Origin of the sequence: Dakarella massiliensis (genome assembly GCF_001182045.1) — a bacterium.
GTDB classification, from domain to species: Bacteria; Pseudomonadota; Gammaproteobacteria; order Burkholderiales; family Burkholderiaceae_F; genus Mesosutterella; species Mesosutterella massiliensis.
On sequence record NZ_CVTY01000007.1, the window covers coordinates 298,387 to 320,982 of the forward strand.

Annotated in this window: 14 protein-coding genes; 4 read left to right on the forward strand and 10 right to left on the reverse strand. The window is 59.1% G+C overall.

Annotated features, from left to right (window positions below; translation table 11 throughout):
* Positions 1–42: 42 nt before the first annotated feature.
* Positions 43–846 (reverse strand): peptidoglycan editing factor PgeF, encoded by an 804-nt coding sequence (gene pgeF, locus BN1936_RS07695; RefSeq protein ID WP_022442749.1) that lies wholly within the window; start codon positions 844–846, stop codon positions 43–45.
* A gap of 102 nt (positions 847–948) precedes the next feature.
* Positions 949–2,001, reverse strand: a complete 1,053-nt coding sequence (locus BN1936_RS07700) for an RluA family pseudouridine synthase (protein ID WP_232422087.1) — start codon at positions 1,999–2,001, stop codon at positions 949–951.
* A 27-nt stretch (positions 2,002–2,028) separates the two neighbouring features.
* Between BN1936_RS07700 and BN1936_RS07705 the strand changes: the two genes are divergently transcribed.
* The gene (locus tag BN1936_RS07705) at positions 2,029–2,880 is read left to right on the forward strand and encodes an outer membrane protein assembly factor BamD (protein ID WP_022443139.1); all 852 of its coding nucleotides are present in this window, start codon (positions 2,029–2,031) and stop codon (positions 2,878–2,880) included.
* A gap of 75 nt (positions 2,881–2,955) precedes the next feature.
* Here BN1936_RS07705 and BN1936_RS07710 read toward each other — a convergent pair whose 3' ends face one another.
* The gene (locus BN1936_RS07710; protein WP_148521168.1) at positions 2,956–4,752 is read right to left on the reverse strand and encodes an IS1634 family transposase; all 1,797 of its coding nucleotides are present in this window, start codon (positions 4,750–4,752) and stop codon (positions 2,956–2,958) included.
* Positions 4,753–5,174: 422 nt separating this feature from the next.
* A complete protein-coding gene (locus tag BN1936_RS07715; RefSeq protein WP_022443140.1) occupies positions 5,175–6,422 on the reverse strand; it encodes a dicarboxylate/amino acid:cation symporter in 1,248 nt (415 codons plus the stop codon).
* 632 nt (positions 6,423–7,054) lie between these two features.
* On the opposite strand from BN1936_RS07715, the gene BN1936_RS07720 reads away from it, so the two are divergent.
* The gene (locus tag BN1936_RS07720) at positions 7,055–9,997 is read left to right on the forward strand and encodes a M16 family metallopeptidase (RefSeq protein WP_049687090.1); all 2,943 of its coding nucleotides are present in this window, start codon (positions 7,055–7,057) and stop codon (positions 9,995–9,997) included.
* A gap of 93 nt (positions 9,998–10,090) precedes the next feature.
* On the opposite strand, the gene BN1936_RS11335 is transcribed toward BN1936_RS07720, so the two are convergent.
* Together BN1936_RS11335 and BN1936_RS07730 are read right to left on the reverse strand one after the other, a co-directional pair.
* Positions 10,091–10,525, reverse strand: a complete 435-nt coding sequence (locus tag BN1936_RS11335; protein ID WP_022443142.1) for a DUF3310 domain-containing protein — start codon at positions 10,523–10,525, stop codon at positions 10,091–10,093.
* A gap of 105 nt (positions 10,526–10,630) precedes the next feature.
* Positions 10,631–12,802 (reverse strand): ATP-dependent DNA helicase, encoded by a 2,172-nt coding sequence (locus BN1936_RS07730; RefSeq protein ID WP_022443143.1) that lies wholly within the window; start codon positions 12,800–12,802, stop codon positions 10,631–10,633.
* 344 nt (positions 12,803–13,146) lie between these two features.
* Between BN1936_RS07730 and BN1936_RS07735 the strand changes: the two genes are divergently transcribed.
* Positions 13,147–14,364 carry a pyridoxal phosphate-dependent aminotransferase gene (locus BN1936_RS07735; RefSeq protein WP_049687091.1) on the forward strand — a complete coding sequence of 406 codons (1,218 nt, stop codon included), beginning with the start codon at positions 13,147–13,149 and terminating at the stop codon, positions 14,362–14,364.
* A 102-nt stretch (positions 14,365–14,466) separates the two neighbouring features.
* On the opposite strand, the gene BN1936_RS07740 is transcribed toward BN1936_RS07735, so the two are convergent.
* The 4 genes from BN1936_RS07740 to BN1936_RS07755 all read right to left on the reverse strand — a co-directional run bounded on the left by BN1936_RS07740 (position 14,467) and on the right by BN1936_RS07755 (position 21,261).
* A complete protein-coding gene (locus tag BN1936_RS07740) occupies positions 14,467–15,507 on the reverse strand; it encodes a hypothetical protein (RefSeq protein WP_022443145.1) in 1,041 nt (346 codons plus the stop codon).
* Between the two features lie 181 nt (positions 15,508–15,688).
* Positions 15,689–17,116, reverse strand: a complete 1,428-nt coding sequence (gene lpdA, locus BN1936_RS07745; protein ID WP_022443146.1) for a dihydrolipoyl dehydrogenase — start codon at positions 17,114–17,116, stop codon at positions 15,689–15,691.
* A 12-nt stretch (positions 17,117–17,128) separates the two neighbouring features.
* Positions 17,129–18,385, reverse strand: a complete 1,257-nt coding sequence (locus tag BN1936_RS11215) for a 2-oxo acid dehydrogenase subunit E2 (protein ID WP_053101845.1) — start codon at positions 18,383–18,385, stop codon at positions 17,129–17,131.
* Between the two features lie 53 nt (positions 18,386–18,438).
* Positions 18,439–21,261 (reverse strand): 2-oxoglutarate dehydrogenase E1 component, encoded by a 2,823-nt coding sequence (locus BN1936_RS07755; RefSeq protein WP_232422088.1) that lies wholly within the window; start codon positions 21,259–21,261, stop codon positions 18,439–18,441.
* 280 nt (positions 21,262–21,541) lie between these two features.
* Between BN1936_RS07755 and BN1936_RS07760 the strand changes: the two genes are divergently transcribed.
* The gene (locus tag BN1936_RS07760; protein ID WP_049687092.1) at positions 21,542–22,558 is read left to right on the forward strand and encodes a malate dehydrogenase; all 1,017 of its coding nucleotides are present in this window, start codon (positions 21,542–21,544) and stop codon (positions 22,556–22,558) included.
* Positions 22,559–22,596: the final 38 nt, after the last annotated feature.

The following is a 22,596-nucleotide window of genomic DNA, read 5'->3' on the forward strand; positions in this document are numbered from 1 at the left end:
TTGATTTCAGTCTTTAAGTAATGGGGAGGCGATTATAAGGGATCAGAGCGCTTTGGGGTCAATCCAGGCAAGCGCCGCATGGCGCCCCGTTTCGCCGTGATCGCGGCGGTAGCTGAAGAAGTGAACCGGATCCGCGTAGGTCGAGAACCCGCAGTCCGCGATATCCTCGCGCTTCACGCCCTGCGACACGAGCGCGTCTGACGCGAGCCCCGCGAGGTCGCAGAGCCACTTCCCGGCTTCCGCCTTCGGTTTAAAGCGGGAAGCGGCGTCAGGAAGCCGCGCCTTCATCGCGTCGAGGACATCAGTCCCGACTTCGAAGTCATCCGCTCCGATCCGGGGCGCGAGCAAGGCGAGAATCCGGGCGTCCGGATCCGACAGTTTTTCCCTCATCAGCTTCACACCGTCCTGCAGGATACCGGCGGCGAGCCCCCGCCACCCGGCGTGAAGCGCGACCACGATTCTTCCCGCCGGATCCGTGAGGATCACGGGGAGGCAGTCCGCGGTCTGAATCGCGAGAACCACACCCGGGGTCATCGTCCAGCTGCCATCCGCCTCTGCTTCAGGCACCGCGTCATCCGCGTGCACGATTGCCGTTCCGTGCACCTGATGCAGCCACTTCGGGTCAGACCCCGCGTAGTCCGAGAGGAATCCGCGGTTCGTCCGGACGCAGACCTTCGCGTCTCCGCAGTAGAGACCGACATTCATGCCGCAGATACCGTCCTCGTTCCCGAAGGGGCCCGAGGACACCCCGCCCTCGCGAAGCGTGAAACAGGCGTGAACAGAAGCCGGTGCCTGCCACTGAGGAGTCAGAACGGCAAGCTCCGGTTTTTCAAGATTGGAAGCCATGGGATTAGTCGCTGCAGAAAAAATTAAGGATTGGGGGCTATTGTAGTCAGCCCGCCGCGCCCGCCCGAGGCTCTGAGACCCCGGGCCGGGGGAATGCCGGAATTATTCCCAGTCGGGCGCCGCGCCTAGCGGCGCCTCTTCATCAAACACCGTGACCGGCTGATCGAGCGGCCCGAAGCCGAGCGCCTGCATAACTTCCGTGAGATCCGCGGGAGGAGCCGCGAACCACTCCATCCGCTCGCCCGTCACCGGGTGCGTGAGCCCGAGGCGGCTCGCGTGGAGGCACTGACGCTTGATCGAGAAAACCGTGCCGTCATCAATCGGCTGGAGTCCGCCGCGGTACACGGGGTCTCCGAGGAGCGGGAGCCCGAGACTCTCGCAGTGAACGCGGATCTGATGCGTGCGGCCGGTTTCAAGGCGGCAGGCGACCCAGCTGATCACGCGCTTTCTGGCGTTTCCAAGAGCCACACGGGCGATATGGGTGCGGGCGGAGCGCATCGAGCCCGGCACGTCAACCGCAAACCGCATCGGGTGACGGGGGTCACGGCCGATCGGGCGGTCGACGAGCGTCCGCTCCGGGGCTTCGCCTCGAAGCAGCGCCCAGTACTCACGCTTCACTGTGCGTTCCTGAAGCTGACGGACAAGTGACGTTTCCGCCTCGAGCGTCTTTGCGACCACCATAAGGCCGGTCGTGTCGCGGTCCAGGCGATGGACAATGCCGGCGCGCGGCAGCACCCGGAGTTCCGGATAACGGAAAAGAAGACCGTTCAGCAGCGTGTCGTCCCAGTGCCCTGCCGCCGGATGAACAACGAGGCCGGAAGGCTTATTCACTACGATGATCGCGTCATCCTCGTACGCCACGTCAAACGGGACATCCGCGGGGGTAAAAGCGAGTTCCTCAGGGGACGGCTGCGCGGTCACCGCGACCACGTCTCCCTCATAGACCGGATCCCGCACCTTATCGACCGGTTTTCCATTTACCGTAACCGCGCCCTGCTTGATCCACGTCTGGAGACGGGAGCGCGAAACTTTAGGCATCAGGGCTGCGAGTGCCTTATCGAGCCGCTCCCCGGAGTTTTCCGCTGAGACAAGGTACTCGGTAAAGTTTTCTTCCTGTTCCGTTTCGCCCTTGGTCTCAAGGCTATAATTGACCACACTTTTCAATTTCTGGTTTCCTAGTAAATGAAGAAAGCATTGCGCCGCACCGCCCTCGGCATTTCGATGGCTGCCGTCATCACGCTCACCGCCTCCTGCTCCTGGCTCTCGACTGTGAACGATGATAAAACGATCAACTGGTCCGCTGACAAGCTTTACACCGAGGCCCGTGACTCGCTGGATAACAGCAACTGGTCGCAGGCCGAAGAGTACTATACCAAGCTTGAATCCCGGTATCCGTTCGGACGCTATGCCCAGCAGGCTCAGATCGAAATGGCGTACGCCTACTGGAAGGACGGCGATCCCGCCCAGGCCATTCAGGCGTGCGACCGGTTCCTGCGTTCGTACCCGAATCACTCCGCGAGCGACTATGTGCTCTATATGAAGGCGCTCGCCACGCTGAATGAGGATGACGGATTCTTTGCCCGCCTCACGCATCAGGACATCTCGGACCGCGACGCGCAGGCCGCGCGTGACGCCTGGGATACGTTCCGCGAGCTCGTGCAGAAGTATCCGGATTCCCGTTACGCCCCTGAAGCCCGCCGCCGTCTGAATGAACTCATTCTGGCGCAGGCGAATCACGAAGTGAAGGTGGCGAGATTCTACTTTATCCGCCACGCTTATGTGGCCGCGGTCGCCCGCGCCCAGCGTGTAATTACGGATTACTCACGTACGCCGTACCGTGACGAAGCCCTTCAGATCATGGCGGACAGCTATGGCTACCTCGGCATGAAGGATAACGAGAAGGACGTCCGCCGCGTGATCGCTCTGAATAAAGAGCATCCCGAAACGCAGGTGAAGATGCCGAAGATTGAGAAGCCGACGATTGAGGCTCCGAAGAACGTGCCTTCGACCCAGGTCCGTCAGCAGGCGAAGTAAAAAGCCATCGCTGAAGCCTCACAGTAATTCAATTAAGCCCCCGCTTCCTCAAACCTGAACTCCCGTGACATAGTTCTATATTGACTTAAACGTCATGGGAGGTTTAGGCAGGTTTAAAAGCTCAAGCATGTCTTGGGCTTTTTTCGTCAGAGGCTCCACAACCCATGTAGCTCTCGTTGGTGCCCTCACCGCTCTGATCCTCTTCAATGCGGCCAGTAACTTTTCCACCGAGTTATCGGGGAGTTTTAATTCCTGAGTTTCTCTTTTTTTAGCCTGCACTGTTATAGCCATCCTCAGAGACTGAGCGATTATGTGTACCATCAATTTGCCCATGTAAGAGGTTTGGGTTGCCTGCAGTCGGTCTCCTCCGTTAAGGACTTTAAACTGTCGGAAAGCCACCTCAACGATATTCCTGCGCCTGTAAATTCTTAGAGCCTCGATCGGATCTTCGAGCCAGTCGCTGCGGATAACAAAGCAGCCGGCAGTGCGTTCCCAGAGTCTGAGAGCCTCGAGGTTTTTCTCCCATATTTTCCTTTCCTTGCCGTCTTGCTCTTCTTTGCACTCAGTTATGAAGCGGGCAGCGAAGTTCCAGTCATCTCGATCTACGACTTTTCCATCGCGTTTTTTATCTAAGACCTTATCTATTTTCTTTAGTAGCTGCTTCTGCTGAGAGAGCGCAATTTCCGGGAACCGATACAGATGCACGAAGCAGTCACGATTTACTGAGCCGGCCTCTGTGTTTTGCTTCCAGTCTTCTTTTATGGTTCGGCAATAAACTTCATACTCACTGTTGTAAAAAGCGAGGTCGCAAAGTGCTTCACGGAACTTTGTAAATTTATCTTTTAAACCCTTTTCCACGATAGGAACGCCGGCGACGAAGCTGACATCGGTATTAAAAAGATTCTGAAGATTCATTAGGGAAGAGTAACCCCGGTCGGTCACCAGGACTGTCTCGTCAAGATCAAAGCCGTAGCTTTTCATCTGAGCCAGGATGGATTTGTAGACCGACTTATCGGTTATCGAGCCTTCGTCTTCTCTGGCATAGCAGACGTCTCCGTTCAAGAAATCCACGGCAAGCGTAAGGTTTATCTGTTTGAGTTCAGGATTCTGTTTGGCGTGCCCGTAAGCCGCATCCTCGATTGTCATAGAGAAGGTACTTATTGCCGTGGAGTCCAGCGCCATATACATCTTTTGCAGAGTTGAAGGCGGCATGGCCGAGCCCTGCTTCTGAGCCTTTTGTTTTATTTCCTCAAGCCATTTCTGATAATTCTGCTTGGATCGGTCAAATCGTAAACGGAAATAATTAACCATGTCCTCATGGTCGACTTGAGCAAGCAGTTCGCTGATGCGCTGAGAGCTTAAAGGAGCGCTTACAGGAAGCCAGTTGTCGGGAAGCCAGTCTTCATAGCCGTTCATGGCGCCCCCGTCTAAGAGCTGATAGACGGCCAAAGCCAGAAGGCCGGTTCCTAATTGTTTTCCGAACGCCGCCTGCAGGTTTTGCAGAATTCGGTTCTTGGAGGCGAACTGCCAAAGGGCCCAGGTGGCAGCGTAAGAAAGGTTGTTTGAAGCCCATGACTGCTCGCGCTGTTGAACTTCTTCTGCAGCATCCTGCTCGGATCTTTCAACGAGGGTACGATTTTCAAAGTAAAGCGTCTTGCCTTCATACTCAGGATGATTGGATAAGTACTTTTTGCCCAGTCTAAGTCTTCCGGTTGCTTCATTGAGCGTGCCGACATAAATCCTTTTGGCAATTCTTGACTGTTTCTTCACCGGATCCCACTCATTTCTATAGCCATAAACATAGGTGGAATCTCCTTTTCTGAAGGTGGAGAAACGGAAATGGTTGTCTGGTAGAGTTCTTGGTCGAGCCATAATAGTCTTTATCAATATTTATAGACTATAATATCAAGAATTACCCTTAATGTCAATCTCAACTATTTAAATTTACTAGGAATTTTTTCCAGAATGAAAAAATCCCGGAGCTATGTTCCGGGAGTTTGGGCTCAAAGGAACGCGGGGGCTTTTCTTTGCCGCGGAAGAAGAAAAACCCTTCAGCGCCTCGTCGTGTGCCGTCTTAAATATGGGGTGCGATTGATGGAGGGAAGCGACTTCTCCCGTTCCCCTCCCCTGTGTCCGAGCCGTTCTGCCAGGCGCCGCCAGATCCCTCTCAGATCCCGCGGCTCCTGTTCTCAGCAGGCAAAAGAAAACCTCCGGGAGAAGAGGAATCTTCTTACCGGAGGTTTCTGAATCCAGCTCGCCCGGAACCGCGTCCCGGGAGATTCTTAAAGACGGCTTTATAACTTCTCTTCGTCAGTCAGCGAATCCGTGCCGAACTCACCTTCGAGGCGGGAGACAACCAGGGCAGAAGCCGCGTCACCCACGACGTTAATGGAAGTACGGATCATATCGAGAATACGGTCAATACCGGCGATCAGAGCCACAGCCTCAAGCGGAATGCCGACCTGAGTGAAAACGAGGGTCGTCATAATGAGGCCGGCACCCGGGACGCCAGCCGTACCGATAGCGGCCATCACGCCCATCAGAACGATCGTGACCATGTCGGTCATCGACAGGTTCATGCCGAAGATTTCAGCAGCGAACACAGCGCAGACGCCCATGTAAATGGCCGTACCGTTCATGTTGATCGTGTTGCCGAGCGGAATGGAGAACGAGGCGATCGTCTTCGAAGCACCGAGCTGACGGGAAGCGCGAAGGTTCACAGCGAGAGCAGCGGCGGACGAGCAGGTCGTGAAGGCGACGAGCCACGGTTCAAAGATGCCCTTCAGGAAGGTCTTGATCGGCATACGGATCACGAACTTCACGAGGAAGCCGTAAACGATGATGCAGAAGAGAGCCGTCGCGATGAAGGAAGCGAGGATCAGCTTGCCGAGCGGCAGCAGAACCGCGAGACCGTGCTTGGACACCGTGTAGGTGATCAAGCCGAACACGCCGATCGGAGCGTAGTACATCACGACGTTCGTGAGGCGGATCATCACGTCGCCCGTCAGCTCAAAGATCTTGAGCAGGGGCTTGCCGCGTTCGCCAAGGCCGGCGAGGCAGCTGCCGAAGAAGATGGCGAACACGATGATCTGGAGCATGCTGCCCTTAGCCATGGCTTCCATTGGGTTGATCGGGACGAAGTTGAGGAACGTCTCAACAATGCTCGGGGCCTTCACAACCTTGGCAACCGCGCCAGTCGTGGAAAGATCGAGACCGAGGCCCGGGTTGATCACTTCAGCAATGCCGAGACCGAAGGCCACAGCGATAGCGGTCGTGATCATGTAGCAGAGAAGAACCTTCACAGCTACGCGGCCGAGCTTGGAAATATCGGTAATACCAGCGGCGCCGGCGACGAGGGTCGCGAAGACGAGCGGTACCACCACCATTCGGATCAGTCGAATAAACAGGTCGCCAAACGGCTTGAACCAAGTGGTGCCAACGTCAGCCGAAACAAACGCGCCCACGACGACGCCGAGCACGAGGCCGACGCACATCTGGACCGGCAGACTTAGCAGCCAGCTCTTTTTCTTCTTTTCTGCCATACATCCTCCCACATACCGGCGGATTGCCCGCCGTCATTAGTTTGTGTCCTATCCCGATCTCCCCCGGAAAAACTACCTCTGAAGGGAAAAACATGACCTTCGAACGGATAGGACTTATTTTCAGATTCTCCGTCAATATTACACTTTGAAGAAAATCTGCAAAATAATGTTTCTGAATTCTTAGCGTCTAGGTACTATTTGGTATGCCTTTTACATTCAACAGGTTATAAGGCTGCTTATCTCTTTTTCTCTACGGCATTTACCGTATTCCGCTGACTTCGCAAAAACCGGACATATTAAATAAGCTATTGATTATTTTTAATTTAATCGGCGTATTAAGCATAAATCCCTATTCGTGTCACTTTAAATTTGACACAAGTCAAGACAAAAACAGTTGAAAAACAATGAATCCCCTGTTTTCGGGGCTCTCAGTGGGTCATTCCGCGCGGATGCCCGGACGGCGGGATCTGGCGCATGGTCATCTTCCGGTCATTTTTGTTCACGATTGTCACGCTCCGTAAAACGGTTTGCCGGCAGTTTTTGTCCTACACTCAAGTGAAAATTGCGTTTCCTCTGAAGAGGCGCCGCAAAGGCTGTCCCTTCGGGAACTCTTTCCAATAAGGGAATTACGGATGAAATACCGTCTGATCTTCCTCGCCGTGGCATCCGCGTCGCTCGCGCTTTCGGGCGCCTCTGCCTATGCCGCTCTCCCCGCAGTGAACACTGCGGTTTCCGCTCCCGCGTCACACAGCGCGGGGTCTGAATTCTCCTGGTACAAGGCAGCTTTCCCCTGGGATCACTCCGACCTGAAGCCGGACCCCGCGATGACGTACGGTGTCCTCCCGAACGGTGTCCGCTACGTGATCCTGCCGCATCAGACGCCGAAAGGCCGTGTGTCACTCTACCTCGACGTTCAGGCGGGCTCCTACTTTGAGACTCCGGAGCAGCTCGGCTACGCGCACTATATCGAGCACATGGCGTTTAACGGCACAAAGCACTTCGCGCCTGGCTCCCTGATTCCTTTCTTTCAGAAGAACGGCATGAGTTTCGGGGGAGACACGAACGCGTCGACAGATCCCGTGGAAACGATCTACACGCTGGATCTCTCGTCCGGGTCATCCGATCAGCTGCAGAAAGGTCTTTCGATCCTTCGCGACTACGCAGACGGCCAGCTCTTCATTCCGAACGAGGTGAAGGAAGAGATGGGAATCATCCTCTCTGAAAAGCGGGCCCGGGATTCTGAATCCCAGCAGGCTGAGGACGCGTTCCGGAACTGGTTCTACCGCGGAAGCAAATTCACGGACGCGACAATCGGAAAAACAGAAACCATCAAGGCCGCGAATTCTGACAATCTCCGCCCGTTCTACGACACCTGGTACCGCTCGGACCGCATGGTCGTGATCGCGGTGGGTGACGTGAACCCGGAGAAAACCAAGGCCGAGATTGAGGCAGCGTTCGGTTCCATGAAGAAAGCCACCGCGTCGGACCCCGGCGCCGTGATCCCGTCGCTTGGGAACCCGACCGCATCTGGCGTCCGCGCCTGGGTGAGCACCCGGAAGGAATCCACCACCCGGATCATGGTCTATGTCATGCATCCACGCCGCCACGAATCGCCCTCCCGCGCGGCATCCGAACAGGATGTGGCAGACGGAATCGCCTCCTCCATCTTTGAGCGGCGTCTCCAGCAGCGTGAGGAGAAGTCTCCCGGCATCTGGCGCGGCGCGGGGTTCAGTTCCGATATCCGGAGCAGCCTGACCCCGGAAGCCGTCATGGTCGCGGTAACGTCGAACGACGGTTGGAAAAAAGCCCTGACGGGGCTTGAAGAAGAATCCGCCTCGGCGATCAAGTACGGCTTCACGAAGGAAGAACTCGATCTCGCGCTGAAGCGCTACGAAGAGAAGCTCCGCGCCGCGGTGCAGAACTATAACGGCTATCAGAACTCCGATATCGCGGGGGCGATCGCCTGGGCCATCAATTCGGATCAGGTGGTGACGAGCCCCGAGCAGGATCTCGAGTTATTCAACTCTATTAAGAAGGACATCACGCTGGAGCGCGTCAACGCCGCTTTCCGTGACGCGTTTAAGCCCGGAAACCGCACGATTCAGCTTTCAGGCGGCGCGAAAGCGACGACCGCTGAAGTGGTCAAAGTCTGGGAGGATGCAGCGTCTCAGCCCGTGAAGCCGCTCGCCGAGCAGTTGACCGTGAAGTTCCCCTACCTCACCCTCCCCGCGATGCCGACGGGGGCCGAGGCCGCCGCCTGGGAGCCGATCCTCTCCGGCAAGGCCTTCCACACCCGGGTTGCGGCGAAGGACCTGAATCTTCAGATTGAGGAAGCGACGCTTCCGAACGGGATCCATCTCTACCTGCAGCCGCTCACGATGGAAAAGGGCACCGTGCAGGCAAGCCTCATTTTCGGCTCCGGCACGCAGACCTACGAGGATATCGACGCCTGGAAACCGAAACTCGCTCAGTCCGTTCTTCAGCAGCATGGCGTCGGGAAACTCACTCAGACGCAGACCGCGGATACCCTCGGAACGAAGGGGATCGCGGTCGCTGAAAGCTATTCGCCTGACCACTTCTCGATCAGCGGCACCGCCCAGAAGGGCGACCTGAAGACGATGCTTGAGGCGCTCTGGACCCAGTACCAGCAGCCGACCGTGGACGCCGCGGATCTTACGCGGGTGAAAGAGTCGCTCGCCCAGAGCCGCCACCTGCTCTACGAAACCACCGCGGGCGCCGCGAGCTGGATGCCGCTCGCCTGGTTCACGGGAGATCTCGAACGCGTGAGACCGCTGTCGCCCACGAATCTCGACCGCTACACGCTTCCGACCGTGCGCGAAGTGATTGCTGCCTCCCGCACCGTCTCTCCGATCGCGATTGTGATTTCGGGTGACTTTGATAAAAAGGCCGCGGTGGACGCCGTGGCGCAGCTCTTCAACGCTGAGAAGACGGGCGCCGAATCCGGCGTCAAGCGTGAGTCGCCGCTCAGCTTCCCCTCAGGCCGCGAAAACCGTGTCGTGATCGCGGACACCGCGCCGAAAGCGTTCCTGAACGAGGCGTGGCGTCTCCCGAACACCGACGGGGCCGACCGGAAGACCGTGATGACGTACCGCATGGCGGCTTCGATCCTTTCCGATAAGCTCCGTGAGATGATCCGTGAGAAACTCGGCGCGGCCTACAGCCCGTGGAGCTTCTACTATCAGTCTCCGCGGAACGACGGCTTCGGCTTTATCTGGACCTCGGTGCAGACATCCCCGGACCAGCTCGCGCTCGTCCGCAAAACGCTCGGCCAGGTGATGGGAGACCTTGCCTCCAAAGGCGTCACGGAGGATGAGCTCGAGAAACTGAAGAAACCGATGATCACGGCGCTTCAGACGCAGCGGAAACTGAACGTCCGGTGGGAAGCGCTTCTCAGGCTTGAAGTGACCGAGAAGCAGCCCTGGATCAAGTGGAATGAAGAGGATATTCCGGCGCTGCAGGCGGTAACCGCGGATGATGTCACCGCCGCCCTCAGGCTCGCCTTCAAGAGCCAGCCCGCGATTCACATCATCACGACGGAAGATAAGACGGAATAAATCCCGGCTCCTCTTCTGAGTTAAAAACAATGCCCCGGCAGATTGCAGATCTGCCGGGGCATTTTGCTGGATTCGAAAAAACTCAGCCTCTGATCAGGCTTCAGACGCCTTGATCAGCGTTTCAAGCGCGGTCTTCGCAGCCTCAAGCTCCGGAGCCCAGAATTCAGGCGCGAGCTGCACCGCGGCGACGAGATTCCGGACAAAACGGCCGGCTTCTTCACCAAAAAGCTGATCCTTCTGATTCGCAAGATCCGTGAGGAAATCGGCGAGCACGGGCTCCAGCCCCTCACTCTTCAGGAATCCGGATTCCGGGTGATCGGAGAAATAGTTAAGGTACCAGTGAGCCTTCTGGAGATCCTCCGTCGGACGGCCTTTGAAGCGGCAGCGGAGCACGTACTTCAGGGCGTTTCCCGTCGTGAAGTCGAAGTGCGAGGTGAGCTCGATCACTTCGCGGCGGTAATGCGCGGCGTAGTGGGAAGGATGGTTCACGGCCTCTTTGGACGCACCGGCGACTTCTGAAATCGGCATGTTTTTGGGTTCCTTTCGTTTTTATTCTGAGAAAGCTGATCGCCTATCGTAACGCAGAGCGCCGGTTCCGGGCGACGCAGCTCAATATGAATGGAAGGAAGAAAGTCAGTTCCCTTCCTCCGGCTTCTTTTTCCTGCGGCCCGCGGTTTTCTTAGGCGCCGCGGCCTGCTCAGGAAGATAGGCAAGCGCCCGCATCGGGTCCTGCGTCCGGCAGAAGTCCGGAAGACTCTCGACCACGGTTCTCCCGTAGGAGTTCCACTTCGTGATGATCCGGGAGTCGCAGAGAATAAAGACTCCGTGATCCGTTTCGCTTCGGATCAGGCGGCCCGCACCCTGACGGAGCAGTGTCACCGCTTCCGGCACCTGGTAATCAAAGAACGGTTTCCCGCCCTGATCCCGGATCCACTTGCAGCGGGCAGCGACCACCGGGTCATCCGGGGGCGAGAACGGAATACGGTCAATCACGACAACCGACAGCGTCTCGCCCTTGATATCGATACCTTCCCAGAAACTCATCGATCCGACAAGGACAGAGGCCGGATCCTTCCGGAATTCCTCGATAAGGCCGCGTCTTGTACCGTCCCCCTGACGGAGAACGCGAAGCGGCATTCCGTCTTCATTCGCGAGCTGCTTCACGGTGTCCGCAATGATGTCCACGGCGCGGAGACTCGTGCAGAGGAAGAAAGTGCGTCCTCCCGCCTTTTTGACAAAGGGCCAGGCGCTCCGGGCGACAGACTCCGGGAACGCCGGGGAATTTGGTTCCGGGAGTCCCTTCGGTAGGTAAAGCGACGCGAGGCTGAAGTAATCAAACGGCGAGGGCCAGCTCGCGGTTTTCGCGTCGGGAAGCCCAATCTCCGTAAGGAAATGGCTGAAGTCTCCGGCAACCGAGAGTGTCGCTGACGTAAACACCCAGGCTTCGCCCTTTTCGTGCCGCAGCCGGTTCAGATCCTCCGCGAACGAAAGCGGCGTGTTGTAGAACCGCGTCCCGGTTCTTCCCTGCTGCACCCAGCGGACTCTCGGGGATTCGCCATCCGACACCGCCTCCGCTTCCGATTCAAGCCCGGGGAGTCTCAGCGGCTTCCGGTCAATCCCTTCAGGGACCGCTTCCGCGGCGGCCGCATCCTCTTCCTGACCCGCCGCAAACATCAGCCAGTCATTCACCTGCTCGATAAAGTTTTCGCAGCGGGGGAGAAGGAGATCGATATCCGCGTTCCGGCCCTTGTTCGCCTTGAGGACTTCGCTCAGATCGGAGAGCGCCCGCCCCAGCTGCTCGAGATCCGGGATCAGAAGCCCGAGATCCGGAATATCGTCGACCGACTTCCGGTCCCCTTCCAGGAAGTCAAGCTTGGTCGACACGGAAAGCGCCACTTCCTTCGCGGACCGGTCGACTTCGCTCGTCACGACGTCCCAGTTCGCGCCGTCCTTCGCGTTGGTTTTTCCGAGCTGCAGCGTGTCGCGCGCGAGTTCCAGCACCGCGTTCGTTGAAAAGAGATCACCGAAGAAGTCTGTCGCGATCCCGGGGAGCTGATGCGCCTCATCAATCACGGTGAGCGGCATCGAGGGGAGGATCTCGTCTGCTCCCTCATCCGCGATCGCGAGCGAACTGAGGAACAGGTGATGATTTACGACGAGAATATCGGCTTCCTTCGCCTCACGCCGCGCTTTTGTGAGGAAGCAGTCATCGTAAAGCGGGCACTTGGTGCCGAGGCAATTCACTTTGGTCGACGTGACAAGCGGCCAGATCATCGCGTTTTCAGGGATGTGGCCAAGTTCCGAGCGGTCACCCGTCTGGCTCGTGCGGCTGAAAATCTGAATATCGCGGAGATAGCCGACGTCTTCCTTTGACGGCACCCAGTCCACTTCTTCGAGCCGCTTCTTGCAGATGTAGTTCGAGCGCCCTTTGAGGAGCACCGTGTTCGCGTGAAGGTCCAGCGCTTCGAGAATGAGCGGCAGGTCCTTTGAGTACAGCTGATCCTGAAGCGGCTTCCCGGCGGTCGAGACGAGCACCCGGATACCGGAAAAAAGTGCCGGAACAAGGTAGGCGAACGTTTTGCCGGTACCGGTGCCGGCTTCCGCGACAAGCGTCCCCTTCTCCTCAATAGTCTGCGCGACAGCCTCCGCGAACTCCCGCTGACTCTCGCGCGGCACAAAGGACGGGAGCTTCTGCGTGAGAAGACCATGCGGGCTGAAGGCCTCGCGCACGTGCTGCACGAGCCGCGAAGGCTTTTCAGCCTCCCCCGCTGGCCCCAGCGCCAATTTCTCTTCACCCGCTTTCATGTTTCCTGACCTGTTCCTATTTAAAGAAGGTCTGAGCGCCTGGACTTCCCTCCGCTCTGATCTCCTGAATCCGTGAGCGGGTTTATCCCCGCACGCCGGCCGCTTCCGCGGCAGTATTCTCGCATTCTAATAGTTCGGGTGCCGCTCTTTGACACGTATGCCCGCCAAATGGCGGATATCGGGAAAAAGCTGTACCCTAACTGAGTATATTTATGTATCCGGAATAAAAAACGAGCGGGATCGATGAACCGCGGTTCTGAATGCCGCGCGCCCGCGTATCCGGATAACTGACCCCACGACGGACGCGTTGCGCCCGCGGTTTTTGAGAGAGAAGAGAAAGGACTATGAAGACTTACGAAAAGTCCCATAAGCTCGACCACGTCTGCTATGACATCCGCGGTCCGATCATGGATGAAGCGAACCGGATGATCCGGGCGGGTGAAGATGTAATGAAACTGAACATCGGAAACCCGGCCTATTTCGGATTCAAGACCCCGGAACCGCTTCTCAAGGCAATGGCGGAAAATCTCCCGAACACCGAGGGCTACACCGATTCCCATGGTCTCATGAGCGCGCGCCGCGCGATCGTCGACTACTGCAAGGAAAAGGGCATCCCAAATGTCGGCGTGGATGATGTGTTCACCGGAAATGGCGTAAGCGAACTGATCACGCTCTCCATGCAGGGGCTTCTCGATAACGGAGATGAGGTGCTCGTCCCCGCGCCTGACTATCCGCTCTGGACCGCGTCCGTGACGCTCGCGGGCGGTACCGCGGTGCACTATATCTGTGACGAAAAGAGCGGCTGGCTCCCTGATCTCGACGATATGCGTAAAAAGGTGACGCCCCGCACGAAGGCGATCGTCGTGATCAACCCGAATAACCCCACGGGCGTTGTGTATCCGCGCGAAATCCTCGAAGGGATCGTGAAGATCGCGCGTGAATTTGATCTCATTCTCTACGCGGATGAAATCTATGACCGCCTCGTGATGGACGGGATCGAGCACGTGGCGCTCGCCTCTCTCGCCCCGGACCTGCTCACGGTGAGCTTCAACGGTCTCTCAAAGTCCCACCTGATGGCCGGTTACCGCGTGGGCTGGATGTGCCTCGCGGGCGACAAGCGCCGCTACAAGGGCTATATCGAAGGCATCAATCTCCTCTCCGCCATGCGTCTCTGCTCGAATGCCCCCGGTCAGTCACTGATCGCTCCGGCGCTCGCTCAGCGCGAGAGCACAAAGGAGATGCTCGTTCCCGGCGGCCGCGTTTACGAACAGCGCGAATGCATTTACCGGATGCTGAATGACATTCCGGGCGTCTCCGCCGTGCACCCCCAGGCCGCGTTCTACATCTTCCCGAAGATCGACGTGAAGCGCTTCAATATCCATGATGATGAACTCTTCGCGCTCGACCTCCTGAAGCAGGAAAAGATCCTGATCACGCATGGCCGCGGCTTCCACTGGATCAATCCGGATCACTTCCGCATCGTCTACCTCCCGCAGGTTGACGTGCTGTCAGCGGCCTGCGAAAAGATGAAGCACTTCTTTGAGCACTACACGCAGGCCTGATCCGGCAGAGCGTCACGTCTCACAGCAAAAAAGCTTCCGGTTCAAAGCCGGAAGCTTTTTTGTTTCTCGCCCGAAAGAAAAACCTTCGGGACTCTGACACTTTTACTGGAACGGGTTAATCGATTCGCTCCGCTCTTTCCGCTCAGCCTCATACTTCTTCTGAAGCTCGATCCGGTTCTGACGGTCCTGCTCATTCCGGGTCGCGCGTTCGGCGCGTTTCTGCGCAAGGTCAGCTCCCTTCTGCTCGGCCTTCGCCTTGCGGTCAGCGGCTTCTGCCGCGCGCTTATTGTAGGATGCGACATTTTCGGGTTCTTTCGCGGCCTTCGCGGCATCCGCCGCGCGGCGCTCCGCGACACGCTCTACCGTCTTATCGTGCTGCTCGACACGCTTCGCGGCAGCCGCGGCATCCTCAACCGCTTTGGCCTGACGCTCCGCGATGTCAGCCTGACGGCGGGCATAGGTTTCTTCGTTCTGAAGTTCCTTTGCCTGCTTCTCCAGGGCTTCACTCTGCGCCTTCGCGACCCGTTCCTCAGCGCGGATCCGGGCTTCCATACGGGATTCGGCGCCCATCATGCGCTTCGTCGGGGCGTTGTCATCGAGGACCGCGCCGATTTCACCCGCGCTCGCTTCTTTCCCCGCCTCAATCTTTGCCTGGAGCTGACGCTCTTTTTCCTTCTGCGCGTTTTCGGCCCGGAGCCAGTCCTTCGCCTCAAGCTCCACACGGCGGAATTCCTTCTCCCGGTCGTAGGAATTCACGCGGTTCTTTTCCCAGCAGGCGCTGACGAAAAACCGGTCAATACAGGCATCGTGCTCAATCGCTTCCTGCTTCTTCAGCGCCGCGCGGTTGCGGTCAACGTCCGCGAGCGCGGCTTCCGCTTCATCATGCGTCTTGATAGAGCCCGCAGGCCAGCGCTGGAGGATGCTTGAGTCCGTCAGACGGTCAGAACCCGTTTTCGGAGCCGGCGTGAGACGCGCGGGATCCACATCGGCACCCGGCGCGGCGTTCGCTTTCGGTGCCCGGATCGTGGAGCCTGAAGTCATCACGGAACCGGATTTCCCAGCAATGCCGGTGCCGGCCGCGAAGACAGAACCTGAAATCAGCGTAAGCGTGAAAAGACAAACTGCAGACCGGGCAAAATGCATGGGAATAAAACCTCTGTACTGGGACAATCCGGAGTCAAGATCGGGATTTTCAAGTTTAGCGCAGGACGCCTGAAAAATCGAAGCCCCGCCCGTAAGGATTCGGTCTGAATCGCATCCGGCTGTAAAAAAGAGGAGAGAAGCGCCGCTTCTCCCCTCTCAATTCAAACTGCCGCGAGACCGATCAGCTATTCAGCGGACGCCCAAGAATCGTGAGCGCGGCTTCCCGGATCGCCTCAGCGAACGTCGGGTGGGCGATTGTCGTAAGCGCCACATCCTCGCACGTCGCTTCGGTCGCGAGGATGAAGGACGCCGCTGCGATCAGTTCTCCCGCTTCAGACCCCAGGATATGAATCCCGAGCACCCGGTCATTCTCGGCGTCTGCCACGATCTTCACGAACCCGTCTGTCTGCCCCTGAGCCCGGGCGCGGCCGTTAGCGGAGAAGAATGCCTTTCCAGCCTTCACCGTGTAACCCTCATTCCGGGCCTCGGCCTCCGTGAGTCCTACCCAGGCGATTTCAGGATGCGTGTAAATCACGGAGGGAACAAGCCGGTGATTGATCACCGGATGCTCACCCGCGATCTCTTCGGCGACCGCCACGCCTTCGTCACTTGCCTTATGCGCGAGCATCGGTCCGCGCACGAGGTCTCCGATCGCGTAGACTCCGGGGAGATTCGTGCGGCACCCCTCATCCACTTCGACAAATCCCCGGGCATCCGCCTTCAGCCCCACGGCTTCCGGGTTCACGGACTGCAGCGCCGGGACGCGTCCGATCGACACCATCAGCCGGTCAAACACCGCTTCCTTCTCTTCGTCTCCCGTGCGGTAACGAACCGCGACGCCGTCCGCCCGCTTTTCGACGGACTCCACACGGCACCCGAAGTGGAACGTAAAACCGGTCTTCTTATAAACCTGAAGCGCGGCGCGTGAAATCTCTTCATCCGCGATTCCGAGGAACCCGGGAAGCGCTTCGAGCATCGTTACTTCAGCACCCAGCCGCTGCCACACAGCGCCGATCTCAAGCCCGATCACGCCGGCCCCGATAATGCCGAGGCGCTTCGGAACCGTGGTCTGCTCGAGGCCTCCGGTCGACGTGAGAATCGTCTTTTCGTCCGGCGTAATCCCGGGAAGCATGCGGGGAACGGATCCCGCGGCCACCACAACGTTAGCCGCCGTGATTTCGGTGCCGTCCGATAGCCCGATCTTCCAGGCACCGGGCTTTCCGCCCGGGAGGAAGTGCGCGGATTCCGGGAAGAATTCGACCCCGTTTTTCTTAAAGAGCCAGAGAACGCCGTCGTTTGACTTCCGGACCACTTTGGCGCGGCGCGCCTGAATCACATCGAGATCAAAGGACGCCGGTCCGACATTGACACCGAGTTCGCGGAATGTCTCACCCGCGGACTCGTAGGCGAGAGAGGACGCGAGCATCGCCTTGGACGGAATGCAGCCGACGTTTGTGCAGGTGCCGCCAGGGGCAGCTTTGCCATCCGCGTCCTTCCAGGGATCCGCCGCCGCGGTTTTAAACCCGAGCTGGGCTGCGCGGATCGCGCACTCGTATCCACCCGGGCCCGCGCCGATCACGAAAACATCAAAATCAGTTCCTTCAGCCATCAGGCGACTCCCTTAAAGAAAGATCCGGACAGGATTCTCAATGAGTGAACGGAAGAAGAGCAGCGCGTCTGACGCCGTTTCCCGCTCCACCATGCGGCTGTCGAAGGAAAGCGCGGCGACCGCCACCCGGCGGGGCTCCCACGTGCTGTTCTTCCAGACCGCGGTTTCCTCGGCCCGGTGCACCGCGAGCGTCGCGGCCTGAGGCGGCGTCACAGCAGGGGTCGATGAAATCGTTCCGGCCCCCCGCCCCGTGATCAGCGTGATGTCGCCAAGCGACAGTTCCTGAGGCGTGAGGCTGCCGGCTTCAGCCCGGCTCCTCAGGTCTGACACCCGGCGAAGGAGCCCTGCGATGCCTTCGCGTCGGGACGCGACAACGGCCGGGTAAATGGTGCCAAGCGCCGTGTCCACAGCGAGATTCACGAGCGCGGTGCCTGAAGAGGCAGCCGGCGCGATCGCGGGGAAAGCTTCCGCCGTGCGGGAAAGCGCGGCGGCAAACACCGCGGATGCTTCAAGCGGCACGCCTTCACGCGCTTCAAACGCAGCGGACTCGTTTTCAATCAGGTCAAAGAGCGATGTGACATCCACCTTCTCGAAAAGCGTCACGGCGGCCGTTCCGAGGCTTAAATTCAGCCGGACTGAGGCCGCCGCTGACGCGACGCGCGAAGTGTCCCGCGAAACCGCGTGGGACGCGGGGAAGAAAACCGAAACCGGGGGTTCTGCCGGCGCGGCTGCCTGTGGCGCAGGAATCACGGCCGGCGCTGCCGGAACAGGAGCCGGCGCGGGTGTCGGAAGAGAAGTGGCCTTTGCTTCCACGTCTGCCTTTGTCACACGGCCGCCGACCCCGGTGCCCTGAAGCGCCCGGGCGTCGATCCCGGCTTCAGCCGCAGCCCTGAGGGCGGACGGCATCACGCGGGACTCAGCGGGTTTCTCTGCCGGAGCCGGAGCGGCTGCCTCAGGAGCCGGCGCAGGCTTGGGAGCGGGGGCCGAAGCTGCTGCGGCAGCGGCCGGAGCGGTCTCGGTCTTCGCCGCTCCCTCCTCCACCTTCGCCACGACATCACCGTTCTTCACCGTATCCCCTTCCTTCACGAGGATCTCGGTCACCACACCGTCGCACGGCGCGCTCACTTCGAGCACCACCTTATCCGTCTCAAGCTCAACCAGAACCTGATCCTCTTCCACCGCGTCACCCGGCTTCACCTTCCAGCCAAGCACCTCAGCGCTCGACACCGATTCGGATAGTTCCGGGACTTTGATTTCAATTTCACTCATGCTTATCTCTCCGGGGCGGCGAAATCTTCCGCCGCCCTCCGATCAGGTTGTCGTTATTCGCCCTTCACACCGCGCCAGGACTTCACAGGCGTACCGAATGCGGCATCCAAGAGCGCTGCCTCCTCGCGCTTGAAGCGCGCGGCGTAGCCCGTCGCAGGGGCCGGATTCTCATCACGCCCGGCGTAGGAGAGCCTCACGCTGCTCGGGATCAGATCAAGGAGCTGCGGGAAGAGCGAGTTCCACGGTCCCTGGTTCCGAGGTTCATCCTGGCACCAGACCACTTCATCAAGCCCCGGGTAGCGGGCCAGTTCGGTCGTGAGCAGTCCCGCGGGGAACGGATACAGCTCTTCCACACGGATGAGCGCCACGTCGTTTCGCGAAAGCTCCTCACGCTTCTTCAGGAGGTCGTAGTACACGCGGCCGCTCGCGAGCACCGCGCGCGTTACGCGCGCCGGATCCACTGCCGTATCACCGATCACCGGCTGGAAACCGCCGGATGTGAGGTCACTTAAGGGGCTCGCGACATTCGGATTACGAAGCAGGCTCTTCGGCGTGAAGAGAATCAGAGGCTTACGGTACGGACGCAGCACCTGACGCCGCAGCACGTGGAAAATCTGAGCCGCGGTGGTCGGCTGCACAACAGAGAAGTTGTCGCCTGCCGCGAGCTGCAGGTAGCGCTCAACACGGGCGGAGCTGTGTTCCGGGCCCTGTCCTTCGTAGCCATGCGGAAGCATGAGGACGATGCCATTCTGACGGCCCCACTTTGCTTCCGCTGACGAAATGAACTGATCGATGTTCACCTGAGCGGTATTCGCGAAGTCACCGAACTGCGCTTCCCAGATCACGAGAGCGTTCGGGGACGCGGACGCGTAGCCGTACTCAAAACCCATGACGGAGTATTCGGAAAGCGGCGAATCCTCTACCGTAAACGGCGCCTGATAGCGGGAAACGTGCTGCAGCGGAATATATTCGCCCACGTCACGCTTCGCGCGATCCTGATCATGCAGCACCGCGTGACGGTGAGAGAACGTGCCCCGGCCCGAGTCTTCGCCCGAAATCCGGACGGGGTGACCTTCAGAGAGGAGAGACGCAAAAGCGAGGTGCTCCGCCATGCCCCAGTCCACCGGAGCCGCGCCTTCCGCCATCTGACGGCGGCTGTCGAGCACACGGATCACGAGCGGATGCAGCCGGAACGCTGCAGGCACCGCGGTAATCGCGCGCCCTAGCTCAGTCAGCTTCGCGACCGGAACGCTCGTCGCGGGCTCAGTCTTCGCCTTCCCGATCCAGGGGCTCCAGTCCACCACGTGCTTCGCGCGGAGTGACTCAGGAATGACACGCGGATTTTCACTCTTCTTCAGGCGGTCGCGGACATAGCGGTCCATTTCCTGAGCACGGCCTTCGGGGATCGTGCCGTTCTCTTCAAGCGCCTTGCCGTAAAGCTCACGCACCGTGGGATGCACCGCGATCTTCTTATACATCAGCGGCTGCGTAACCGCCGGCGTGTCCTGCTCGTTGTGGCCGAGGCGCCGGTAGCAGACGATATCGAGCACCACGTCGCGGTGGAAGCGGAGACGGCACTCCATCGCGATCTGCGTCGCGAGCGCCACGGATTCCGGCTCATCGCCGTTCACGTGCAGCACCGGGGTTTCCGTCACTTTCGCGGGGTCCGTGCAGTAGAGCATGGAGCCCTTGTCGCGGGGGTCAGATGTCGTAAAGCCGATCTGGTTATTGATCACGATATGAACCGTGCCGCCCGTTCCAAAGCCTCGGGTAGAGGCAAGGTTCAGCGTTTCCTGCACGATACCCTGGCCCGAGAACGCGGCGTCGCCGTGAACGAGAATACCGAGCACCTGGTTCCCTTCGCGGTCACCAAGCTGATCCTCGCGCGCCCGGACAGAACCGAGCGCCACCGGGTCCGCGGCTTCAAGGTGCGAGGGGTTGAATTCCATCGACACCCAGATCGGACCTGAGGCGGTCGGGACCGAGTTCTCAAAACCGTTGTGATACTTCACGTCGCCGGACGGGAGGCTCTCGGCGGACTCCTTTCCGTCGAATTCGTCGTAAAGCGCCTGCAGATCCTTATTCTGAATATTCACGAGAACATTCAGGCGGCCGCGGTGCGCCATGCCGATCACTATTTCCTTCATCCCGCGGGACGCGGCATCCTCAACGATCCGGTCCATCGCGACGATGAAGGATTCACCGCCTTCGAGCGAAAAACGCTTCTGACCCGTGTAGCGCTTATGAAGGAAGTGTTCCAGCCCTTCGCTTGCGGTGAGCCGCTCAAGGATATGCACCTTCGCTTCCGGCGTGAAGGACGGAGCGGAACGGATGGACTCAAGCCTCTGCTGCCACCAGCGCTTCTCTTCCGGATCCGTGATGTACATGAACTCCGCGCCGATCTTTCCGCAGTATGTCTCGCGGAGCGCTTCGATCAGTTCCCGAAGCGTCATCGAGGCACGGCCGAAATACGTGTTCGCGGTCGAGAATACCTGATCGAGGTCCGCGTCGGTGAGCCCGTAGTACGAGGGATCGAGTTCCGGAATCACCCGGGCCGGCTGATTCTTCAGAGGATCCAGGTCCGAGATTTCGGCGCCGAGATTCCGGTACGCCGCGACAAGCTGCTGCACCGCGACCTGGCGCTGCGCGAAGGCGAGCACCTCATTCTCCGGAATGCAGCTCGGGCGGGCTTCAGCCCCCGCCCGGGCGATGACGCCTGAATCCGGAACCGCGCCGGTCTCAAGCTGCGTGAAGTATGTCTGCCAGGCTTCTGCCACCGCGCCCGGTGACTCCTTCCACCGTGCGTAAAGCTTCTCAATATAGGAAGCGTTGCTCCCGAGCGCCGGCCCTGCGGCGGCCAGATTCATCTGATCCATCTTCTAGAGACTCCCTTCGCCCGCACAAAAACGCGCGCGGCTCTTTTACGTGTCTCTATTTTGTCCCGAAATCAGAATGAATGACAGGACACAGGAAACTCCTGATTTACGGTACTGCTTTTCACTGTAAAAGCCGTTTTTCTGCGTGTAGAATCGCAAGAGAACACCGCCGGAAACACACAAAATCAGTACCGGCCGGCCGTTTCTGAACACCTGGCGAAGATCGTCCCCCGCGTTCCCGCCGGGCGATCCCAAAATCCAAGGAAGGAGATTGATCTAAATGGCTTGTCCTGCAAATCATCCGAAGCTAAATAAGACTGTCCGCGTCGCCGTTACGGGTACCGCCGGCAACATCGGCTACGCTCTGCTCTTCCGCCTCGCAAGCGGTGCCGTGTTCGGACCCAATACGCCGGTTCAGCTGCAGCTGCTCGAACGCGATAACGAACAGAGCAAGGCCGCCCTGCAGGGTGTCTGCATGGAGCTCTTCGACTGCGCCTTCCCGCTGCTCACGAAGGTGGTGACGACGAGCGACCCGCGCACTGCCTTTGACGGTGCCAATGCCGCCTTCCTGATCGGCTCGATGCCGCGCGGCGCCGGTATGGACCGCTCGGACCTGCTCCTCGCGAACGGCCCGATCTTCCAGGAACAGGGCCGAGCGCTTGACGAAGCGGCTGACCGCAATGTCAAGGTGCTCGTGGTTGGCAACCCCTGCAACACGAACGCCTACATCGCCTACCACCACGCCCCGAATCTCGATCCGAAGTGCTTCAGCGCCATGATGCGTCTCGACGCGAACCGCGCCGTCGCTCAGCTCGCTGAGAAGACCCAGAAGCCGGTCTGCTCGATCCAGGGTGTCCGCGTCTGGGGCAACCACTCGAACTCCATGTACCCGGATATCACCGCGGCCACGATCGCCGGCACTCCCGCGACCGAGCTCGTCGATGAAGCCTGGTATAACGACTACTTTCTCCCGACCGTCGCGACGCGCGGCGGCGCGATCATCAAGGCCCGCGGCAAGTCCTCTGCCGCCTCCGCCGCTTCTGCCGCGATCGACCATATGCGCGACTGGTGGAATGGCTCTGACGGCCGCGTGGTCACGATGGCGGTTCCCTCTGATGGCTCCTACGGCATTCCGGAAGGCATCGTCTGCGGCATGCCCGTGATCTGCACCGGAAACGGCAACTACGAAATCGTGAAGGATATTGAATTCACGGCTGCCGGCCGCGCCCGCCTCGATAAGACGGTGGCTGAGCTCGTGAAGGAAAGCGAAACCGTTGCTCCCCTGCTTGCGGAGTAACCAGACGCGAGAAGCCGTTTAGGCCTGGTTCTGACCAG